Here is a 20,599-nt window from a genome sequence, read left to right on the forward strand (position 1 = left end):
GTCGCGGAGGCGGCCTCTGGGGCGACGGGGGCAGTGCGGGCATGCGGTGGGCTTCCGGGCGGGCTGTCCGGCTGTGGTCACAGGCCGCCCCTGCGGTAGGGCGGGGGCCGGGGCCGCTGTCCGGTGGCTCCGGCTGTTTCCGTCCGCTGTGGTCCTGTGGGCCCTGTGCTGTTCGCCGGGGGCGTCCCGTGTCCTCTCGCGTTCTCCGGTGTTCGAGCGGCTGTGGTCATGTGGCGGGGCCCGGCGGGCCGTGTTCGGGCCGGGTGCCGTCCGGTGTGCTCGTGCGGCCGTTTCGGTGCGGACCGGTGGGGGATCGTGGAGCGCCCGCCCGGGCCGCCGGGGGTCCTGGGCGCCTCGGGTGCCCACGGGTCTGGTCCGCGGCGGCTTCCGGGCGGGCGGTCCGGCTGCGGTCACAGGCCGCCCTGTGCGGCGGGACCCGGCGGCCGGTCCGGGCGGGGCCGGTCGGGGATCGTGGAGGCCGATCCCGGGGCGACGGGGTCCCGTTTGCTCCGGCGTCCACGCGGCCGTGCGGTGCTTCCGGGCCGGGCGGTCCGGCGTTCGAACGGCTGTGGTGCGGGGGCGCTGGCCGGTGTGTCTGTGCCGTCGCTCCGGTGTGGACGGGCGGAGGATCCCGACGCGCCGCTCCCCGCCCGGACGGGTCCCGTGGGCCCCGGTGCCGCCTCCCGGCCGGGGCGGGGTGAGGGACGCACGGTCCGTCGTCCCGTCCCCGGTCCCGCGGGGCCGGGAGAGCGGTGGCTCACCCATGTGAGTGATCCCGGAGGGGCGGAGGCCCAGGTCGCGCACGGAGGCGGTGTCGGAACGTGCGTGCGGGCTGGCATTCTTGGCGGGTGACACAGCTCCGTACGGTCCAGGTGCTGGGCGGCGGCAGCGCGGGCAGCAGCGCGCATGTCCGGTCACTGGCCGCGGGGCTGGTGGCCCGGGGGGTGCGGGTGACGGTGTGTGCCCCCGCCGAACTGGACCAGGTCTATGACTTCCCGGGGGCGGGCGCCTCCTTCGCCCCCGTGCCCCGGCGCGGCGACCCGGCGGCGGTGGGGGCCCTGCGGTCGGTCTGCGCGAGCGCGGACCTGGTGCACGCGCACGGTCTGAACGCGGCGGTGCGCAGCGCGCTGGCGCTGAGCGGGCTGCGGATACCGCTCGTCGTCACCTGGCACACCCGGGCCCAGGACGAGGGGGCGCGGGGCCGGGTGCTCCGGCTGCTGGAGCGCCGGGCGGCACGGGCCGCGGCGATCGTCCTCGGCACCTGTTCCGAGCTGGTCGACCGGGCCCGCAAGCGCGGTGCGCGCGATGCCCGGCTGGCTCCGCTCACGGTCCCGGCGGTCCTCCCGCGCCGCGCTCCGGCCGTCGGACCGGTCCCTGCGGGACGGCCTCTGGTGCTGGCCGTGGGCCCGCTGACACCGGACGGCGGCTATGGGACGCTGCTCGACGCGGCGGCGCTCTGGCGCGAGCTGGACCCTGTACCGCTGGTGGTGATCGCGGGAGAGGGACGGGAACGGGCCGCGCTGGAGCGGAGGATCGCCGCCGAGGGGCTGCCGGTGCGGCTGCTGGGGCGGCGCGAGGACGTCACCGCGCTGCTCACGGCCACCGACATCGCCGTGCTGCCGAGCCGCTGGGAGGCGCGCTCCCTGCTGGCGCAGGAGTCGCTGCGGCTGGGCGTGCCGCTCGTCGCGACGGCCGTGGGCGGGGTGCCCGAACTGGTCGGCGACGGCGCGGAGCTGGTGCCGTACGGGGACGGGGGCGCGCTCGCGGTCACCGTCGCCGAACTGCTGGGGAACCGGTCCCGGCGCGCGGAGCTGGCCCGGCGGGGCAGGGCGCAGGCGGCGGGGTGGCAGACGGAGGACGAGACCGTCGCCCAGGTGCTGAGCGTCTACGACGAACTGGTGTCCCGCTGACCGTCCCGCTCCCCCGGGCAGCCGCTCAGCGGGGGACGTGCCGCCGGGCGTGCAGCGCCAGTGTGAGGGCCAGGACGGTCTGCGGGTCGTCGAGGTCGGTCCCGAGGAGTTCGGAGATCCGGGCCAGCCGGTTGTAGAGGGTCTGCCGGTTGAGATGCAGCTCCCGGGCGGTCTCCGCCTTGCGGCCCGCGTGGCGGAGATAGGTCTCCAGCGTCGGCAGCAGCGGTGGGCGCGCCCCGGCGTCGTGGTCGCGGAGCGGGCCGATCGCCCGGTCGACGAAGGCCGCCAGGTCGGGGTGGTCGCGCAGCCGCCACAGCAGCAGTTCGGTGTCGAGGCGGCGGGCGTCGTGCCAGGGCTCGTCCGGCAGCCCCTGCGCGGCGGTCGCCGCCTCCGCCGCGTGCCGCAGCCCGGCGGAGGCCGCCGTCCAGCCGCCCGCCATCCCGACGACCACGACCGGTGGGGCGGCGCCCGGCCGGATCAGCCCGGCCCGTGCCGCCCCGGCCCGGAGCGCCGCGGCGACCCGGTCGGCGACGGCGGTCCGCTCGGTCTCGGCGCGCAGCCCCACGAGGAGCGGCACCCGGCCCTCCACGGGACGCACCCCGAGCAGGACGGGCACCCCCACGGCGGAGAGTTCGTCGGCCGTCGCGCGGACCAGCGGGGTCCAGCCGCCCGGCGGCACCGAGGGCGACAGCCGCATCACGACCGGCAGCAGGGGGCCTTCGCCGGGCCGGAAGCCGAGGACCCGTGCCTGCGCGGGGGCGTCGTCGGCCGCGATCCGGCCCTCCGCGAGGTCGGTGAGGAAGTCCCCGCGCCCCCGGGCAGCCAACTCCTCCTCCTGGTGTGCCTGCATCAGGACGACGGCCAGCAGCCCCGCGGCCCGTTCGGCGGCCATCCGGTGCACCGTCAGCAGCGGGGAGCCGACGGCGGGCAGCACCAGCCGGGCCCGTACCGACGCGGTTCCCGGGCCCCCGGCGGGGAGGTCGACGAGGACGGTCCCGGCGGGCGGGGACTCGCGGGCGGCCCGCTGTCCCCGCAGCCCCTCCCAGATCTGGAGCGGGTCGGCGCCCGGCGCGGCGGACGCGCAGCCCGCCGCGTACAGCAACTGCCCCTCCGGGGTCTCCAGGAAGGCCGGGGTCCCGGTGAAGTCGGCGAGGATGCGCAGCACCTGCGGCACCCCGCCGCCGTCGAGCAGCACCCCGGTGCAGCGCCGGTGCACCTCCTCGGCCCGCCGCAGCAGACCGTAGTGACCGTTGACGATCTCGGTGTGGATCTCCTCGGTCACGGAGACGAAGGGCACCTCGCGGTGGAGCTGCACCAGGGGGAGGCCCGTGGTGCGGGCCGTGTCCACGATCGCCGACGGCAGCCGGGCGAAGCGCGGGCCCAGCTCCACCACCAGCGCGGCGATGCCCCGCTCGGCGAGCCTGCGGACGAACGTCCGCTGTTCGGCGGGGCGGGTGCCCAGGCCCAGGCCGGTGGTGAGCAGCAGTTCGCCGCCCTTGAGGAGGGAGGCGATGTTGGGGACCTCGCCGGCGTGCACCCAGCGCACGGTCCGGCCCAGCCGGTCGGCCCCGGCGAGGACTTCCGGCAGCCCGGAGCGGAGTCCCGGCAGTTCGAGCGCCCTGCGCACGGTGATGCCGCCCTGGGCTTCGTCTCGCGTCTCCACTGAACTGCCGCCTCGCGCTCGCCTCGGTCCGGACCCGGTCGGTCCGGACGCTACAGCGTGCGCTCGGGCGCCGCCGTCCCGGATGTGGACGGGGAGCGCCTCCGGCGGTGCGGGGCCCGGGGTACCGGGGCCCCTTCGGCGTACGTGTTCGGCGGCCGTGCGGTTCGGGGCCGTGCCGATCGGCGTCGTCGGCCGCCGTGCGGGCCCGGCCGGGTGTCAGCCGCCGTATGCCCCCGAGGCCGTCAGCCGCAGTGCCGTGTCGATCAGGGGAACGTGGCTGAACGCCTGCGGGAAGTTCCCCACCTGCCGCTGGAGCCTCGGGTCCCACTCCTCCGCCAGCAGCCCCAGGTCGTTGCGGAGCGCCAGCAGCCGTTCGAAGAGCTTGCGGGCCTCGTCCACCCGGCCGATCATCGCCAGGTCGTCGGCCATCCAGAACGAGCAGGCGAGGAACGCGCCCTCGTCGCCCTCCAGGCCGTCCACCCCGGCGTCCTCGCCCGCCGTCGGGTAGCGCAGGATGAAGCCGTCCTCCGTGGACAGCTCCCGCTGGATCGCCTCGATGGTGCCGATGACCCGCTTGTCGTCGGGCGGCAGAAAGCCCATCTGCGGGATGAGCAGCAGCGAGGCGTCCAGCTCCCGGGAGCCGTAGGACTGGGTGAAGGTGTTCCGCTCCTTGTCGTACCCCTTCTCGCAGACATCGCGGTGGATGTCGTCGCGCAGCTCCCGCCAGCGCTCCAGCGGGCCGTCGGCGTCCCCGGCCTCGATCAGCCGGATGGTGCGGTCCACGGCGACCCAGGCCATCACCTTGGAGTGGACGAAGTGCCGGCGCGGGCCGCGCACCTCCCAGATGCCCTCGTCCGGCTCCATCCAGTGCTGCTCCAGGTACTGGATCAGCTTGAGCTGGAGCAGCGAGGCATAGTCGTTGCGGGCGAGACCGGTCATATGGGCCAGGTGCAGGGCCTCGGTGACCTCGCCGTACACATCGAGCTGGAGCTGGTGGGCGGCGCCGTTGCCGACCCGGACCGGGCGGGAGTTCTCATAGCCGGGCAACCAGTCCAGCTCCGCCTCGCCCAGCTCCCGTTCCCCGGCGATGCCGTACATGATCTGGAGGTTCTCGGGGTCGCCCGCGACGGCCCGCAGCAGCCACTCGCGCCAGGCGCGGGCCTCGTCGCGGTAGCCGGTGCGCAGCAGCGAGGAGAGGGTGATGGCGGCGTCGCGCAGCCAGGTGTAGCGGTAGTCCCAGTTCCGTACGCCGCCGATCTCCTCCGGGAGGGAGGTGGTGGGCGCGGCGACGATGCCGCCGGTGGGGGCGTAGGTGAGGGCCTTGAGGGTGATCAGCGAGCGGACCACGGCCTCGCGGTAGGGGCCGTGGTACGTGCACTGCTCCACCCAGTCGCGCCAGAACTCGGTGGTCGCCTCCAGCGCGGCCTCGGGTTCGGGCAGCGCGGGCGGCTGGTGGTGCGAGGGCTGCCAGCTCAGGGTGAAGGCGACCCGCTCGCCCGGGGCGACGGTGACGTCGGAGTAGGTGGTCAGGTCCTCGCCGTGGGTCTCGGCCCCGGTGTCCAGCCAGACCGAGTCGGGTCCGGCGACGGCGACGGTGCGCCCGTCGACCTTGTGCACCCAGGGCACGATCCGGCCGTAGCTGAAACGCATCCGCAGCGAGGAACGCACGGGCACCCGCCCGCTGACGCCCTCCACGATCCGGATGAGCTGCGGCGCCCCGTCGCGCGGGGGCATGAAGTCCGTCACCCGGACCGTGCCGCGCGGGGTGTCCCACTCCGACTCCAGGATCAGGGAGTCCCCGCGATAGCGCCGGCGGTCGGCCGCCGGCGGCTCGGTGTGCTCGGGGTGGGCGGGGCCCACCCTCCAGAATCCGTGCTCCTCGGTGCCGAGCAGCCCGGCAAAGACGGCATGCGAGTCGAAGCGCGGCAGGCACAGCCAGTCGGCGGTGCCGTCCCGGCAGACCAGTGCGGCGGTCTGCATGTCTCCGATGAGTGCGTAATCCTCGATGCGCCCGGCCACGTGCATCTCCAGTCGAACAGCCACGTCCGCCCCTCGGGGCGCTTACTGCGAAGGGTCGCCGACGAGCCTTGGGTCACGGTTTCACCTCGGGGATGTCGCTTTTGGCCTATTCCACCCGTTGCCCCGCCACCACCCTGCTCAGATGAGCGCGCCCCTGCGCGTTTCTCGGCAAAGCGAGTGTCCGCAGGATACGACGCACCGGACCCTTCCGCGTGGCGGTCTCGACAACCGGTCTGCTCCGAACGGGTGAGCCAAGGGTGATGCCCAGGTGAGAGCCGTCGGGGGCAGGCAAAGCCGTCGATGGGGGCGTGGCCGGAAGCGGTCCCTCCCGGTCGCTGATACCCTGGTACCCCGTGGACCGGGACCGTCCTGTGCTCAAGCAGGGGCCCCGCAACCGCAGCGACGGCACCCCCTGGACGACCGGGGAGGTCCGCCGGCCCGCAGCCCCTCACCCTCGCGACCACGGGAGCCCCCCTTTGGCGATGCCGCCCAAATCCATGACGACCAAGCACATCTTCGTCACCGGGGGTGTCGCCTCCTCCCTCGGCAAGGGCCTGACGGCCTCCAGCCTGGGCGCTCTGCTCAAGGCGCGGGGGCTCAAGGTCACGATGCAGAAGCTCGACCCGTATCTGAACGTCGACCCGGGCACGATGAACCCCTTCCAGCACGGCGAGGTGTTCGTCACCAACGACGGCGCCGAGACCGACCTGGACATCGGCCACTACGAGCGCTTCCTCGACGTCGACCTCGACGGCTCCGCGAATGTCACCACCGGGCAGGTCTATTCCCAGGTGATTGCCAAGGAGCGGCGCGGTGAGTACCTGGGTGACACCGTGCAGGTCATCCCGCACATCACCAACGAGATCAAGCACCGCATCCGCCGGATGGCCACCGACGACGTCGACGTCGTGATCACCGAGGTCGGCGGCACCGTCGGCGACATCGAGTCGCTGCCGTTCCTGGAGACCGTCCGCCAGGTCCGCCACGAGGTCGGCCGGGACAACGTCTTCGTCGTGCACATCTCGCTGCTGCCGTACATCGGCCCCTCCGGCGAGCTGAAGACCAAGCCCACCCAGCACTCCGTCGCCGCCCTGCGCAACATCGGCATCCAGCCGGACGCCATCGTGCTGCGCGCCGACCGTGACGTCCCCGTCGCGATCAAGCGCAAGATCTCCCTGATGTGCGACGTGGACGAGGCCGCCGTGGTCGCGGCCATCGACGCCAAGTCGATCTACGACATCCCCAAGGTGCTCCACACCGAGGGCCTGGACGCCTATGTCGTCCGCAAGCTGGACCTGCCCTTCCGCGATGTGGACTGGTCCACCTGGGACGACCTGCTGGACCGGGTGCACAACCCCGACCACGAGGTCACCGTCGCGCTCGTCGGCAAGTACATCGACCTGCCCGACGCGTATCTCTCCGTCACCGAGGCGCTGCGCGCGGGCGGCTTCGCCAACCGCGCCCGCGTCAAGATCAAGTGGGTCACGTCCGACGACTGCCGGACGGCCTCGGGCGCGGCCCGCCAGCTCTCCGACGTGGACGGCATCTGCATCCCCGGCGGCTTCGGCGACCGCGGTGTCAGCGGCAAGGTCGGCGCGATCCAGTACGCCCGCGAGAACAAGATCCCGCTGCTCGGCCTCTGTCTGGGCCTCCAGTGCATCGTGATCGAGGCGGCCCGCAACCTCGCCGGGATCACCGAGGCGAACTCCACCGAGTTCGACGCGACCACCGCCCACCCGGTGATCTCCACCATGGAGGAGCAGCTCGCGTACGTCGAGGGCGCGGGCGACCTCGGCGGCACCATGCGGCTCGGCCTCTACCCGGCCAAGCTGGCCGAGGGCTCCATCGTCCGCGAGGTCTACGGCGAGGAGCCCTATGTGGAGGAGCGCCACCGCCACCGCTACGAGGTGAACAACGCCTACCGCGCCGAGCTGGAGAAGAAGGCGGGCATCCTCTTCTCCGGCACCAGCCCCGACAACAAGCTGGTCGAGTACGTGGAGTACCCGCGCGAGGTGCACCCCTACCTCGTCGCCACCCAGGCCCACCCGGAGCTGCGCTCCCGCCCGACCCGTCCGCACCCGCTCTTCGCCGGTCTGGTGAAGGCGGCCGTCGAGCGCCAGTCGGCCCAGGGCGAGTAGGGCGCGACGCGCGGCGGGCCCGGACCGGCCCCGCCGCGCGACCGGCCGCCCGGCGGGCACCGCGCCCCGCCGGGCACCCGCCGACCAGGCGTTACCGTTGACCGGGGTACATGTCGTCACTGAGACATGTACCCCGGTCGACGTGTTCCAGGGGAGAACCGCGTACGTCTACGGGAGGACAGCGCACATGGACAGGCCCGCGATCATCGAGGACACCCCCGAGGAGTGGCGCGTCACCGCGACCGCGACCCCGTTCCGGGGCAACAAGACCAGCGTCCGCACGGACGACGTGGTCATGCCCGACGGCTCGGTGGTACGCCGCGACTACCAGGTCCACCCGGGCTCGGTCGCCGTGCTCGCCCTCGACGGGGACGGCCGCGTCGTGGTGCTCCGCCAGTATCGGCACCCCGTGCGCCAGAAGCTGTGGGAGATCCCGGCCGGGCTGCTCGACGTACCCGGGGAGAACCCGCTCCACGCGGCACAGCGCGAGCTGTACGAGGAGACCCATGTCAAGGCCGAGGACTGGCGGGTGCTGATCGACGTCTACACCACGCCCGGCGGCTGCGACGAGGCCGTACGGATCTTCCTCGCCCGGGAGCTGTCGGACGCCGAGGGCGAGCGCTTCGACGTCTCCGAGGAGGAGGCCGACATGGAGCTGGCGCGGGTGCCGCTGACCGATCTGGTGCGCGGGGCGCTCGCGGGGGAGCTGCACAACAACTGCCTGGTGGTGGGGGTGCTCGCGGCGGCCACCGCGCTCGCGGGCGAGGGATTCGACGCCCTGCGCCCGGCGGACGCCCCCTGGCCGGCCCGCCCCTTCGACGCCTGAGAACACCCGAGAACACCCGAGAACGCCCGAAGAACACCTGAGAACGCCCGAGGACTTCCGACGACTCCACCGACGACTCCGCCGAGGGCGTCCGACAGTGCCCGGGGACGTGCGGGGACGTGCGGGGACGTGCGGGGCGCAGCGGGGTCCGGGCGGCCCCGCTGTCCCCGGCCGCTTCCGGGGCTCGGGGCGTCCGCCGCGCCCGGCCCCCGGAAGCGGCCCGGACAGGTCCATCCGGCGCTACCGGTCGGATCATCGTTCCATCTGCTGATCCGATCAGGTGATATGACGGACACGCTCCTTCCGATCCGTCGCAGAGAGTGAACTACGCTCGTCGGAGCCCGCGTGGATTCCCCGCGGGCCGACAGACGCACGGACTGAACGGGAGCGTGGCCCGTGACGGATCAAGCGGTGGACTCGGGCGGCCGGGCCGACGCGTCCCGGGGTCAGTTCTGCGGCCGGCAGCGGGAGTTGGCCTCCCTGCGGGCCGACATCCAGCGGGCGGGCCTGGACACCATCGCGGGCCGCGGCGCCCCGCGCGCACGGGTGCTCCTGATCGCCGGACGGCCCGGCTCCGGGCGGACCGCGCTCGCCGAGCGACTGATCGCCACGGTCGCCGCCGACTACCCCGACGGGGTGCTGCGGGCCCGGCTCACCGAACCCGGCGGACGCCGGGTCCCCACCGAGGAGACCGCCCGCGAACTGCTCGACGCCCTCGGGGTCCAGGGCCCTCCCGGCGCGGACGGGGACGAGCTGTCGCACCTCTTCCGGCAGGAGGCCGCGGGCCGCCGGGGTGTGATCCTGCTCGATGACGCGGCCGACGCCGAACAGGTCGACCCCCTGCTCCCCGATGTCTCCGCCTGCCTCGTCGTCGCCGTCTCGGACGGCCCCCTCACCGGCATCCCCGGAGTGCGGCCCTGCACCGTCGGCGGCCTGGACCCCAAGGCGGCCATCGAACTGCTCACCGGGTACGCCGGGTCCGTACGGGTCACCGTCGACCCGCAGGCCGCCGAGTCCGTCGCCGAGGAGTGCGGCGGACAGCCCGCCGCCCTGGTCCTGGTCGGCGGCTGGCTCGCCGCCCGCCCCTCCCTCTCCGTCGCCGACGCCACCCGGCAGCTGCGCGCGCTGCCCGACGAGGGCGAGGGCCCGCCCGGTGTCGCCCGCCCGCTGGTCCGCGCCTTCCGGCTGGCGTACGCGTCGCTGCCGCGGCCCACCGCCCGGATGCTGCGGCTGCTCCACCTCGCCCCCGCCGGGCTCGCCGACGCGCACACGGCGTCCTCGCTCGGCGGCTGCTCGCTCACCCAGGCCCAGGAGGCGCTGGACGGTCTCACGGCCCTCGGGCTGCTGCACCGCGCCGGGGAGCGCTACCGGGTGCCGGGCGCGCTGGCCCCGCTGCTGATCGCGCTGACCGGCAGCACCGACAAGCCCGAGGAGGTGCACCTGGCCCGGGCCCGGATGCTGGAGCGGACCGTACGGCAGCTCCACGCCTGCCGCGCGGTCACCGAACCGGAGGACGCGGCGGCCCGGGAGGCGGTCGCCAGGATGCCCGCCGGGCTGCGGTTCCCGCACCCGGCCGCCGCCGCGGAGTGGCTGCGGCTGCGGCAGGGCGCGCTGCTGGCGGCGGCCCGGGTCGCCGTGGCCGACGGCGAGCTGGACACCCTCGCGCGACGGCTGGTCTCCGCGCTGGTCCGGGCGCTGGCCGCGCACCGGGGCACCGAGGCCGCCGCCCCCGAGCTGTACGCCCTGCACCGGCTGGTGCTCTCCGTCGCCGAGCGCCGGGGGCTGCACCGCGAGCGGGCCGCCGCCCTGCTCAACCTGGCCGACCTGGACGCCGCGACCGGACGGACCGAGGAGGCGCTCGCCCGCTATCGGGCCGCGCTGGACGCCGGACGGGCCGCGCGGGACCCCTATGCGATCGGCCGCGCGATGGAATCCGTAGGCGGCGCCCACCAGGAGCTGGGGGACTGGAACCGGGCCGCCGACTGGTACGGCAGGGCCCTGGTGGAACGCCAGTCCCGGGGCGAGCGCGCCGACGAGGCCCGGCTGTACGGGCGGCTCGCCACCGTCCACACCTACGCGGGCCGCTACGGCGAGGCCCTGCGCCACTGGCGCGCGTCCGTCGCCGGGTACCGCAGGGTGGGCGATCTCCCCTCCCAGGCGCGGGCCCTGAGCGAGGTCGCCCGGGTGCAGGAGTACGCGGGCCGCCCCCAGGAGTCGCTGCGCACCTGCCAGGAAGCGGTCGAGTGGGCCCGTCAAGCCGGTGACCTGCGGCTTCAAGCCGCGCTACAGCTCCGTCTGGCAGATACCCGGGAGCATCTGGGCGATCCGGCCGGTGCCCGGTTGCACCGGGGCGCGGCGGAGCGCCTGCTCGAACGGCTCGACGGCCCCGGCGGCGCGGAGGCTGAGCCGGACGGGGCCCGGACACGTGACAAGGGTGACAGGGGCGCGGAGCGGGAGCGGCAGGCGCGCGGGGAGTCGGCCGGGGAGCGGGAGGGGCGGGTGGAGCAGGGGAATCAAGGGAATCAAGGGGAACGGGGGGATCAGGGCGGCCAGCAAAGATCTACAGAAGGGAGAAGAGGGGGTTCTGCCTGCGAAATCCGTAGCGCCTTCGTCGAAGATTAGTGGTTTGTAAGGCTAGACACCGAGTCTTCCTTCATTAAACTGGCTCCACCGCGTCTTTTCCGTGGTGTCTCCCGGTGCGTGCCTTGCGCCCGGGTATGTATGGAATTACCCCCCCTGGGTTACCCCCTGTGTTCCCTGTATCCCCCTGAGCCAAGGACCGTGATCGACGTGAAGGTCGGCATCCCCCGCGAGGTCAAGAACAACGAGTTCCGGGTGGCGATCACCCCCGCCGGTGTGCACGAGCTGGTGCGCCACGGCCACGAGGTCCTCGTCGAGCAGAACGCCGGTGTCGGCTCCTCCATCACGGACGACGAGTACCTTGCCGCCGGTGCCCGCATCCTGCCCACGGCCGACGAGGTGTGGGCCACCGCCGACCTGCTGCTGAAGGTCAAGGAGCCGATCGCGGAGGAGTACCACCGCCTCCGCAAGGACCAGACCCTCTTCACCTATCTCCACCTCGCCGCCTCCCGCGAGTGCACCGACGCGCTGCTGGCCTCCGGCACCACCGCGATCGCCTACGAGACGGTCGAGACCGCGAGCCGCGCCCTGCCGCTGCTCGCCCCGATGTCCGAGGTCGCGGGCCGCCTCTCGCCGCAGGTCGGCGCCTACCACCTGATGCGCTCGGCCGGTGGCCGGGGCATCCTGCCGGGCGGTGTCCCGGGCACCCACGCGGGCCGCGCCGTCGTCATCGGCGCCGGTGTCTCCGGCTGGAGCGCCACCCAGATAGCCGTGGGCATGGGCTTCCATGTCACCCTGCTCGACAAGGACATCAACAAGCTCCGCGAGGCCGACAAGGTCTTCGGCACCAAGGTCCAGACGATCGTCTCCAACGCCTATGAGCTGGAGCAGGCCGTCGTCCAGGCCGACCTCGTCATCGGCGCGGTGCTCATCCCCGGCGCCAAGGCCCCCAAGCTGGTCACCAACGAGCTCGTCGCCAAGATGAAGCCCGGAAGTGTCCTTGTCGACATCGCGATCGACCAGGGCGGCTGCTTCGAGGACTCGCGTCCCACCACCCACGCCGAGCCGACCTTCACCGTCCACAACTCGGTCTTCTACTGCGTCGCCAACATGCCCGGCGCGGTCCCGAACACCTCGACGTACGCGCTCACCAACGCGACGCTGCCGTACATCGTCGAGCTGGCCAACCGGGGCTGGGCCGAGGCGCTGCGCCGGGACCCGGCGCTGGCGCTGGGCCTCAACACCCATGACGGACAGGTCGTCTACGGCCCGGTGGCCGAGGCCCACGGGCTGCCCCGCACCGAGCTGCGCACGCTCATCGGCTGACGCGGCGCCGCCCCGGCCGGTCAACCCGAGCCGTCAACATCACTCCCCCGGCCGGACCTTGCCCCCTGAGGTCCGGCCGGAGGTGTGTCCGGACCCCGGCGGGCGGCCCCAACTCGCCGCGTACGCAACCCTTCAGCCGATTCGCACCCCTCGCGAAGCCCCGCGACACACGGTGTCCGGATGGTCCCGCACCCTTGACAGAACGGTGTTCCGTTGCCGACACATCGGGCCGCTTCCGGCGGATTGTGTTGCTGCGGAGCGGTGACACGCCATAGAGTCGCCAACCGTCGGCATGGTGCCACGCTGACCTATCGATAAAGTCCTGGTCACGTCCAAAGGAGGCAAGACGACTTGTGAATGAGTCGACATTTACTCCCGGAGGCGGTCACGCGGTCACGCCCATGAGGGGAGTGCACCCGGCGTCCGGACCGGGCGCTGTCGGCTCCGCGGCGGTCCGTTCCCGCGCATCCCTCGCGACCCGCCAGGACACCCCGCGCATGACGACAGCCCACACGATGAAGATGATGGACGGCCTACACGTGAACGCCACGGCCGGCAACGAGAGTGGCCGAGAGTCCACCCACTTCGCCGCCTACGAGGAACTCCCCGAGGGGCACTTCTACGACCCCGACGCCGAATACGAGCCCGACCCCGAGTACGCGGCCACCCTCGCGCCCGACGCCGCGCGCCAGCGCCGTGAGCGGATCGGTCCCACCGGGCGGCCCCTGCCGTACTTCCCGATCCCGGGCCCGCTGACCGACCACGGACCCGCGAAGATCATCGCGATGTGCAACCAGAAGGGCGGCGTGGGCAAGACCACGTCGACCATCAACCTGGGTGCCGCGCTCGCGGAGTACGGACGGCGGGTCCTGCTGGTCGACTTCGACCCGCAGGGCGCCCTCTCCGTCGGTCTCGGCGTCAACCCGATGGAACTGGACCTGACCGTCTACAACCTGCTCATGGAGCGGGGCATGTCGGCGGACGAGGTACTGCTCAAGACGGCCGTGCCCAATATGGACCTGCTGCCGAGCAACATCGACCTGTCGGCCGCCGAGGTCCAGCTCGTGAGCGAGGTCGCGCGCGAGTCGACCCTTCAGCGGGCGCTCAAGCCCCTGATGTCGGACTACGACTACATCGTGATCGACTGTCAGCCGTCCCTCGGTCTGCTCACGGTCAACGCCCTGACGGCGGCCCACAAGGTGATCGTCCCGCTGGAGTGCGAGTTCTTCGCGCTGCGCGGGGTGGCACTGCTCACCGAGACCATCGAGAAGGTCCAGGAGCGGCTCAACCCCGAACTGGAGCTGGACGGCATCCTCGCCACGATGTACGACTCGCGCACCGTGCACAGCCGTGAGGTGCTGGCCCGGGTGGTCGAGGCGTTCGGCGACCACGTCTACCACACCGTCATCGGGCGCACCGTGCGTTTCCCGGAGACCACCGTGGCCGGTGAGCCCATCACCACCTACGCGTCGAACTCGGTCGGCGCCGCAGCGTACCGCCAGCTCGCCAGGGAGGTGCTCGCCCGGTGTCACGCCGAGTGAGTCTGCCCGGCGCCGACGAGCTGTTCCGCACCACCGGGGGGACGGCCCTCCAGCCGTCGTCGCCGCGCACCAGGCCGACGGCGGGCGAGCCGAGGGTGCCCGCCCCGGCGGGGGAGAGCGACCCGCTGGAGACCCCGGCGGCGGGGCCCGGTGCCCAGGAGCACCCGGCATCCGGGTCCGGCGGCGGCGGTGAGGGCCGCGGCCGGGCCGAGGAGGCCCCGGCGCAGCCCGCGTCCGCCGCGGCCAGGGGGCGCCGCCCGCAGACCGCCCAGCCCGCGCAGGAAAGCGCCGCCGCCCCGGCGCGCCGCGCCCCCCGGGGCCGGGCGAACCGCCGCCCCAGCGGGCGGGAACGCCATGACGAGAAGATCACGGTCTATGTCTCGGCCGAGGAGCTGATGGACCTCGAACACGCGCGGCTGGTGCTGCGCGGTGAGCACGGACTCGCGGTGGACCGCGGGCGGATCGTGCGCGAGGCCGTGGCCGTGGTCCTCGCCGATCTGGAACAGCGCGGCGACGCGAGCATTCTCGTCCGTCGGCTGCGGGGGCGCTGAGGGTAGCCTCGCGCTGGCCCCTCGCACCGGCCCGCCGTCCGGCGGACCGGCCGCCGCGGTGGGCCGCCCGCTCCCTCGCCCTTCCCCGCGTTTGGACCGTCGATGCCCCCGACCGACCTGCCCCGACCCCCGCGTCGCACCCTGGGCCGGGGTCCCGGGGCGGCCCCGGAGACGGAACGGGACGAGTCCTGCGCGCCCCCGGAGCCCCCGGAGTGCCCGGCAGCGGACCCCGTACCGGACATCCCCGTGCAGGACATTCCCGTGCAGGACGGTCCCGTACCGCGTGGGCCGGTGCGGGACACCCCTGCCGACGACGCCCCTGCCGACGACGTCCCCGCCGACGACAGCGACGACAGCGACGGCACGGGTGAAACGGGTGAACCGGGCTGGGCGGACGAATCGGATGGGGCGAACGGGGCGGCGGAGGGCGCGCCCGGGGAGGACCGCCGGTTCACGGTGCGGCTCGCCAACTTCGAGGGGCCCTTCGACCTCCTCCTCCAGCTCATCTCCAAGCACAAGCTGGATGTGACGGAGGTCGCCCTCTCCAGGGTCACCGACGAGTTCATGACGTACATCCGGGCCCTGGGCGACGACTGGGACCTCGACCAGACCACCGAGTTCCTGGTGGTCGCCGCGACCCTGCTCGACCTCAAGGCGGCCCGGCTGCTGCCCGCCGCCGAGGTCGAGGACGAGGCCGACCTCGCCCTGCTGGAGGCCCGGGACCTGCTCTTCGCCCGGCTGCTCCAGTACCGCGCGTACAAGCAGATCGCCGGAATCCTCGCCGATCGCCTGGACGCCGAGGGCCGCCGTTTCCCCCGGACCGTCGGGCTGGAGCCGCACCACGCCGATCTGCTGCCCGAGGTGGTCATCAGCATCGGCGCCGAGGGGTTCGCGAGGCTCGCGGCCAAGGCGGCCCGGCCCCGGCCCCGGCCGCAGCTCTATGTCGACCACATCCACGCCCCCCTGGTCAGCGTGCGCGAGCAGGCCCGGATCGTGGTCGCGCTGCTGCGGGAACGGGGCCGGGCCACCTTCCGCGAGCTGGCCGAGGGCACCGAGGACACCCTCACCGTCGTCGCCCGCTTCCTCGCCCTGCTGGAGCTGTACCGGGACCGGGCGGTCGCGCTGGAGCAGGAGGACGCCCTCGGCGAGCTGATCGTCACCTGGACCGGCGGGGACGGCGCGGCGACCGTCACGGACGAGTTCGACCGTCCCCCCGACAGCCCCCGGGACCCGGCGGCGGGGCGGACGGCGGACACGGGAACCGAGCAGGCCGAGCAGGCCGAGGCAGCGGAGAAGGGGAAGGACCCGGCGTGAGCGATCTCAAGCCCGCCCTGGAGGCCGTGCTGATGGTGGTGGACGAACCCGCCACCGAGGAGCACCTCGCCAAGATCCTCGAACACCCCCGCAGGGCCGTCGCCGACGCGCTGCGCGAGCTGGCCGACGAGTACACCGTCCAGGGGCGGGGTTTCGAGCTGCGGCTCGTCGCGGGCGGCTGGCGCTTCTACTCCCGTCCCGAGCACTCCGCCGCCGTGGAGCGCTTCGTCCTCGACGGCCAGCAGGCCCGGCTCACCCAGGCGGCCCTGGAGACCCTCGCGGTCGTCGCCTACCGCCAGCCGGTCAGCCGCTCCAGGGTCTCCGCGGTGCGCGGTGTGAACTGCGACGGCGTGCTGCGGACGCTGCTCCAGCGCGGTCTGGTCGAGGAGGCGGGCACGGAACCCGAAACAGGTGCGATCCTGTACAGGACGACGAACCACTTCCTGGAGCGGATGGGCCTGCGCGGCCTGGACGAGCTGCCGGAGCTGGCGCCCTTCCTCCCCGAGGCCGACGCGGTCGAGGCCGAGACGGCGGAAGGCGTACCGTCGTTCGATCCGGACGCTCCGGACGACCACGCCGAGGAGGGCATGGGGGTCCTGGGCGGCACGGCCGACGAGGACGGCCGGGACGACCAGCACGACCGGCACGACTGACACGACCGACATCCAGACAATCCAACGACGGAACTTTGATGCGAAGCAGCGGCAGGAACAGCGGGAACAGCGGCGGCCGGGGCGACCGGGGCGGCAGCGGAGGCACGGGCGCCGGGCGCGGCAACTACCGGGGCGCCGGGAACGGCCGTGACGACAAGCAGCAGAAGCGCACCGGCCGGCCCCGTCCCGAGGAGCGCCGCTACGACGTGGGCGGATTCTCCGGCGGTCCCGGCGGGGACGGGGGCGGCGGCGAGCGGAAGGGCCGCGGCACGGCGGCCCGCGGCGGCGCCAAGGGCGGCCCCAAGCAGTCCCAGTCGCCCCAGCGCGGGCGCGGCGGACGCACGGCCCCGGCGCGCTCCCGCGAGTACGATGCGCGGGCCGAGGAGCGCAACCGGGAGCGGTACGCGAACCGGCCGGAGATCAAGACCCCGAAGACCTTCGGGGAGCAGGAGGGCGAGCGGCTCCAGAAGGTGCTCGCGCGGGCCGGTGTCGGCTCCCGCCGCGCCTGTGAGGAGCTGATCGAGGCCGGACGGGTCGAGGTCAACGGCTCGATCGTGATCGAGCAGGGGGTGCGTGTCGACCCGGAGAACGACGAGATCAAGGTCGACGGGCTGACCGTGGCGACCCAGTCGTATCTGTTCTTCGCGCTGAACAAGCCCGCCGGTGTCGTCTCCACGATGGAGGACCCCGACGGACGGCAGTGCCTCGGCGACTACGTCACCAACCGTGAGACCCGGCTCTTCCACGTCGGCAGGCTCGACACGGAGACCGAGGGCATCATCCTGCTCACCAACCACGGCGAGCTGGCGCACCGGCTGACCCACCCCCGTTACGGCGTGAAGAAGACCTATCTCGCCGCGATCCAGGGGCCGCTCCCGCGCGAGCTGGGCAAGCGGCTGAAGGACGGCATCGCGCTGGAGGACGGGTACGCCCGCGCCGACCACTTCCGGGTGGTCGAGAACACCGGCAAGAACTACCTGGTCGAGGTCACCCTGCACGAGGGCCGGAAGCACATCGTGCGCCGGATGCTGGCCGAGGCGGGCTTCCCGGTCGACCGGCTGGTGCGCACGGCCTTCGGGCCGATCGGGCTCGGCGACCAGAAGTCCGGCTGGCTGCGCCGGCTCAGCAACACCGAGGTCGGCATGCTGATGAAGGAAGTCGGCCTGTAATACCGGCCCGGCCCCGTACCGGGGCGCCGTCCGCCCGTGACCGGCGGGCGACCCGGAGAAGCCCGCGACCCGACCGGGTCGCGGGCTTCCCGTGTCTTGTGCCGACTCTTCCGGCCTGTTTATAGTCACCCTGACCATTCTTTTTGGTCGAGTTGACCACTGAAGTGGCCGGAAGCTGACGCTCCGGCCCGGGGGAGCGTGGCCGATGACCACCCATCAGCGCCAGGGCGTACGGGAGGCGGACGGACGGGCCGCCGCCGCGCGGGACGACGAGGAGGACGACCAGGAAGGGCAGGACGGGCAGCCCTACGACCCGCGCGCCTTCCCGCCCTTCGCGGTCACCGTCGACCTCGCCGTCCTCACCGTCCGTGACTCCCGCCTCCAGGTCCTGCTGGTCCGGCGCGGCGAGTCCCCCTACCGGGGCGCCTGGGCCCTCCCCGGCGGCTTCGTCCGGCCCGAGGAGTCCGCCGGATCGGCCGCGCGCCGGGAGCTGGCGGAGGAGACCGGCCTCGGCCACGACACCGTCCACGGCCTCCACCTCGAACAGCTCCGCACCTACAGCGACCCCGGCCGCGACCCCAGGATGCGGGTCGTCTCCGTCGCCTACACCGCCCTCCTGCCCGATCTGCCCGAACCGCGCGGCGGCGGGGACGCGGCCCACGCCCAGTGGGTGCCGCGCGACCGGACCGGCCCGCTCGCCTTCGACCACGACCGGATTCTGGCCGACGCCCACGACCGCATCCGGGCCAAGCTCGAATACACCTGTCTCGCCACCGGCTTCTGTCCCCCCGAGTTCACCCTCGGGGAGCTCCAGCAGGTGTACGAGACGGTCTGGGGCGTCCCGCTCGACCGTCCCAACTTCCGGCGGAAGGTCCTCGCCACACCCGGCTTCGTGGAAGCCGTCGAGGGCCCGCCGCGCCGCACCGGCGGCCGGGGCAAACCGGCCGCGCTCTACCGCGCGGGCCCCGCGTCCGCGCTGCACCCTCCGCTCCTGCGACCGGAAGGACGCCCGCAGCCATGACCACCCTCTGGACCGCCAGGACCGTCACCCGGCAGGCCGCCACCGGCTCGCTGATCGGTCTCGCCCTCGGGGACGCCCTCGGCTTCCCCACCGAGTTCAACGACGTCCCCGCCATCCTGGCCAAGGCCGGGCCCTGGCGCGGCATGGACCTGCCCCGGCCCGCCTTCGTCAGCGACGACACCCAGATGACCCTGGCCGTGGGCCGTGCCGTGCGCACCGCCATGGACCGGGGACTGCTCACCGGTCCCCGGCTGACCGGACCGCTGCGCGACGAGTACATCGCCTGGTCCCGCTCCCCGGAGAACAACCGCATGCCCGGCCACACCTGCATGGTCGCCTGCGAACAGCTCGCCGACGGACGGCTGCCCTGGCTCCGGGCCACCCAGATCGGCTCCAAGGGCTGCGGCGCCAATATGCGGGTCGCGCCCATCGGGCTCGTCCCCGGCCTCAGCGACCAGCAGCGCGCCGGGGCCGCCCAGCTCCAGTCCGCGCTCACCCACGGCCACCCCACGGCGCTCGCCGCCGCCGACCTCACCGCCCGCGCCATCCATCTGCTGGTCAGGGGCGCCCAGCCGGAGCAGCTCGTGGGACGGCTGCGGTCGTACGCGTACGAGAACCGCACCCGCTACCACGAGCACTGGCTCGGCGCGCTGTGGACGCTCGCGCCCGACCCGAGCCCGGAGGCGTTCATCGCCCGGGGCTGGGACGAGTGCCTGACCGCGCTGGACCGGCTCACGGACGCGCTCGCCGCCCCGGACCCGGAGGCCGACCCCTGCCGGACCACCGGGGACGGCTGGATCGCCGAGGAGGCCCTGGCGAGCGCCCTCCACTGCTTCCTGCTCCTCCCCGGGGAGCCGGTCGCCGCGCTGCGCCGCGCGGCCTGCACCCGGGGCGACTCCGACTCCATCGCCGCGATCACCGGGGCGCTCGCCGGGGCCCACCTGGGCGCCGACGCCTGGCCCAAGGAGTGGGCCGAGCGGATCGAGTACCGCAGCGACCTGCTCTCCCTGGGAGCGCTCTGGGACGCCTGACGCCGCTGCCCGGCCGTGCCCCCGGGGGAAGCTCCGCCGGAGCCTCAGCCGGGCCGCCCGAGCGCCGACGCCCGGCGCGTCCGCACCAGGAAGTCCTCGACCCGGGCGCGGTCCGGCGCGGCGGGCAGCGGGGAGCGGGCCACCGCCCGCTCCACCTCGTCCGCCGTGCGGTGCATCCAGGACTCGACCTCGGGCCAGCCCACCTCGCCCCGCTTGACCGCGAGCAGCCGTTCGCGCTCCGCGCCGACGTCGAGGACCAGCTCGCCCGTGCGCAGCAGCTCCCGGCAGGAGGCCAGCAGCCGCAGCAGATGCATGGCGTGCTTCCAGCGCGGCACGCCCCCCTCCCGGAGCTGCCCCTCCAGCCGCCGCCGCTGCCCCAGGGCGTAGCCGGTGAACGTCTCGTGGACCTGCCGGGAGAGAAAGGCCCCGCGCAGCTCCCGCAGCTCCCGTCCGGTGGCGTCGATCCGTTCCACGAGCGGGGAGTGCAGACACTCCAGGATGTTCGGGTTCGCCCGCAGCGCCAGCTCGCAGAAGCGTTCCAGCTCCCAGGAGAACTGCTCCTCGGCGGGCCCCTCCACATGGCGGGGCGGCTTCTCGAACCGCCAGTACAGCGCGGTGGGCGCGAGGAAGACACCCCGCCGGTCGATGTCGCTGCCGTCGGTCGCGAGCCCGAAGGCCCGCGAACCCATGACGCAGGAATAGATCGTGTGCTCGTGTATCAGCTCTTCCGGGGTCACGCCCTCACCGTAGGTCCCTTCTCCCCGCTGAGCTGCGCTTTTTCCCTGAGGTGAGGGGGTGGCCCGGCGCTGCGGCGAAGGGGTGCGGGGGCGCCGGGCACCCCTCGCCGAATAGGCTGA

15 protein-coding genes are annotated in these 20,599 nt (G+C 73.6%); 12 read left to right on the top strand and 3 right to left on the bottom strand.

Annotated elements, in window-relative coordinates:
* Positions 1-848: 848 nt before the first annotated feature.
* A complete protein-coding gene (locus CRV15_RS23295) occupies positions 849-1,910 on the top strand; it encodes a glycosyltransferase family 4 protein (protein ID WP_029182865.1) in 1,062 nt (353 codons plus the stop codon).
* Between the two features lie 25 nt (positions 1,911-1,935).
* On the opposite strand, the gene CRV15_RS23300 is transcribed toward CRV15_RS23295, so the two are convergent.
* Together CRV15_RS23300 and CRV15_RS23305 are read right to left on the bottom strand one after the other, a co-directional pair.
* A complete protein-coding gene (locus CRV15_RS23300) occupies positions 1,936-3,573 on the bottom strand; it encodes a PucR family transcriptional regulator (protein WP_003959951.1) in 1,638 nt (545 codons plus the stop codon).
* A 216-nt stretch (positions 3,574-3,789) separates the two neighbouring features.
* Complete coding sequence (locus CRV15_RS23305) at positions 3,790-5,592, bottom strand: glycoside hydrolase family 15 protein (protein WP_009995674.1); 1,803 nt, start codon at positions 5,590-5,592, stop codon at positions 3,790-3,792.
* A 482-nt stretch (positions 5,593-6,074) separates the two neighbouring features.
* Here CRV15_RS23305 and pyrG point away from each other — a divergent pair, with 482 nt between their 5' ends.
* The 11 genes from pyrG to CRV15_RS23360 all read left to right on the top strand — a co-directional run bounded on the left by pyrG (position 6,075) and on the right by CRV15_RS23360 (position 19,742).
* A complete protein-coding gene (pyrG, locus tag CRV15_RS23310; RefSeq protein ID WP_009995673.1) occupies positions 6,075-7,730 on the top strand; it encodes a CTP synthase in 1,656 nt (551 codons plus the stop codon).
* A gap of 187 nt (positions 7,731-7,917) precedes the next feature.
* The gene (locus CRV15_RS23315; RefSeq protein WP_009995672.1) at positions 7,918-8,556 is read left to right on the top strand and encodes an NUDIX domain-containing protein; all 639 of its coding nucleotides are present in this window, start codon (positions 7,918-7,920) and stop codon (positions 8,554-8,556) included.
* Positions 8,557-8,952: 396 nt separating this feature from the next.
* On the top strand, positions 8,953-11,178 hold the full coding sequence (locus CRV15_RS23320) for a tetratricopeptide repeat protein (protein ID WP_003959947.1): 2,226 nt from the start codon (positions 8,953-8,955) through the stop codon (positions 11,176-11,178).
* Positions 11,179-11,346: 168 nt separating this feature from the next.
* Positions 11,347-12,462: an alanine dehydrogenase gene (gene ald / locus CRV15_RS23325; protein ID WP_009995670.1), complete on the top strand. Its 1,116-nt coding sequence runs from the start codon at positions 11,347-11,349 to the stop codon at positions 12,460-12,462.
* 401 nt (positions 12,463-12,863) lie between these two features.
* On the top strand, positions 12,864-14,003 hold the full coding sequence (locus tag CRV15_RS23330) for a ParA family protein (protein WP_003959945.1): 1,140 nt from the start codon (positions 12,864-12,866) through the stop codon (positions 14,001-14,003).
* Positions 14,000-14,554, top strand: a complete 555-nt coding sequence (locus CRV15_RS23335; RefSeq protein ID WP_003959944.1) for a hypothetical protein — start codon at positions 14,000-14,002, stop codon at positions 14,552-14,554. Before CRV15_RS23330 ends, CRV15_RS23335 begins: the two co-directional genes overlap by 4 nt.
* A gap of 102 nt (positions 14,555-14,656) precedes the next feature.
* Complete coding sequence (locus CRV15_RS23340) at positions 14,657-15,868, top strand: segregation and condensation protein A (protein ID WP_003959943.1); 1,212 nt, start codon at positions 14,657-14,659, stop codon at positions 15,866-15,868.
* Positions 15,869-15,900: 32 nt separating this feature from the next.
* On the top strand, positions 15,901-16,521 hold the full coding sequence (gene scpB, locus CRV15_RS23345) for an SMC-Scp complex subunit ScpB (RefSeq protein ID WP_230864210.1): 621 nt from the start codon (positions 15,901-15,903) through the stop codon (positions 16,519-16,521).
* A gap of 38 nt (positions 16,522-16,559) precedes the next feature.
* Entirely contained in the window at positions 16,560-17,690 is a 1,131-nt protein-coding gene (locus CRV15_RS23350; protein ID WP_003958413.1) for a pseudouridine synthase, read from the top strand.
* Between the two features lie 205 nt (positions 17,691-17,895).
* On the top strand, positions 17,896-18,711 hold the full coding sequence (locus tag CRV15_RS23355; protein WP_003958412.1) for an NUDIX hydrolase: 816 nt from the start codon (positions 17,896-17,898) through the stop codon (positions 18,709-18,711).
* Positions 18,708-19,742 (top strand): ADP-ribosylglycohydrolase family protein, encoded by a 1,035-nt coding sequence (locus CRV15_RS23360; protein ID WP_003959941.1) that lies wholly within the window; start codon positions 18,708-18,710, stop codon positions 19,740-19,742. Before CRV15_RS23355 ends, CRV15_RS23360 begins: the two co-directional genes overlap by 4 nt.
* Before the next feature lie 44 nt (positions 19,743-19,786).
* Here the strand turns inward: CRV15_RS23360 and CRV15_RS23365 are convergent, their stop codons facing one another.
* The gene (locus CRV15_RS23365) at positions 19,787-20,479 is read right to left on the bottom strand and encodes a nucleotidyltransferase domain-containing protein (protein WP_003959940.1); all 693 of its coding nucleotides are present in this window, start codon (positions 20,477-20,479) and stop codon (positions 19,787-19,789) included.
* Positions 20,480-20,599: the final 120 nt, after the last annotated feature.

This window comes from Streptomyces clavuligerus (assembly GCF_005519465.1).
Taxonomy (GTDB): domain Bacteria; phylum Actinomycetota; class Actinomycetes; order Streptomycetales; family Streptomycetaceae; genus Streptomyces; species Streptomyces clavuligerus.

Bases quoted from the DNA above. Each gene is read 5' to 3' on its own strand.
- CRV15_RS23340 (WP_003959943.1), top strand. From the start codon at position 14,657: ATGCCCCCGACCGACCTGCCCCGACCCCCGCGTCGCACCCTGGGCCGG.
- CRV15_RS23360 (WP_003959941.1), top strand. From the start codon at position 18,708: ATGACCACCCTCTGGACCGCCAGGACCGTCACCCGGCAGGCCGCCACC.
- CRV15_RS23315 (WP_009995672.1), top strand. From the start codon at position 7,918: ATGGACAGGCCCGCGATCATCGAGGACACCCCCGAGGAGTGGCGCGTC.
- CRV15_RS23355 (WP_003958412.1), top strand. From the start codon at position 17,896: ATGACCACCCATCAGCGCCAGGGCGTACGGGAGGCGGACGGACGGGCC.
- pyrG (WP_009995673.1), top strand. From the start codon at position 6,075: ATGCCGCCCAAATCCATGACGACCAAGCACATCTTCGTCACCGGGGGT.
- CRV15_RS23330 (WP_003959945.1), top strand. From the start codon at position 12,864: ATGAGGGGAGTGCACCCGGCGTCCGGACCGGGCGCTGTCGGCTCCGCG.
- CRV15_RS23350 (WP_003958413.1), top strand. From the start codon at position 16,560: ATGCGAAGCAGCGGCAGGAACAGCGGGAACAGCGGCGGCCGGGGCGAC.
- scpB (WP_230864210.1), top strand. From the start codon at position 15,901: ATGGTGGTGGACGAACCCGCCACCGAGGAGCACCTCGCCAAGATCCTC.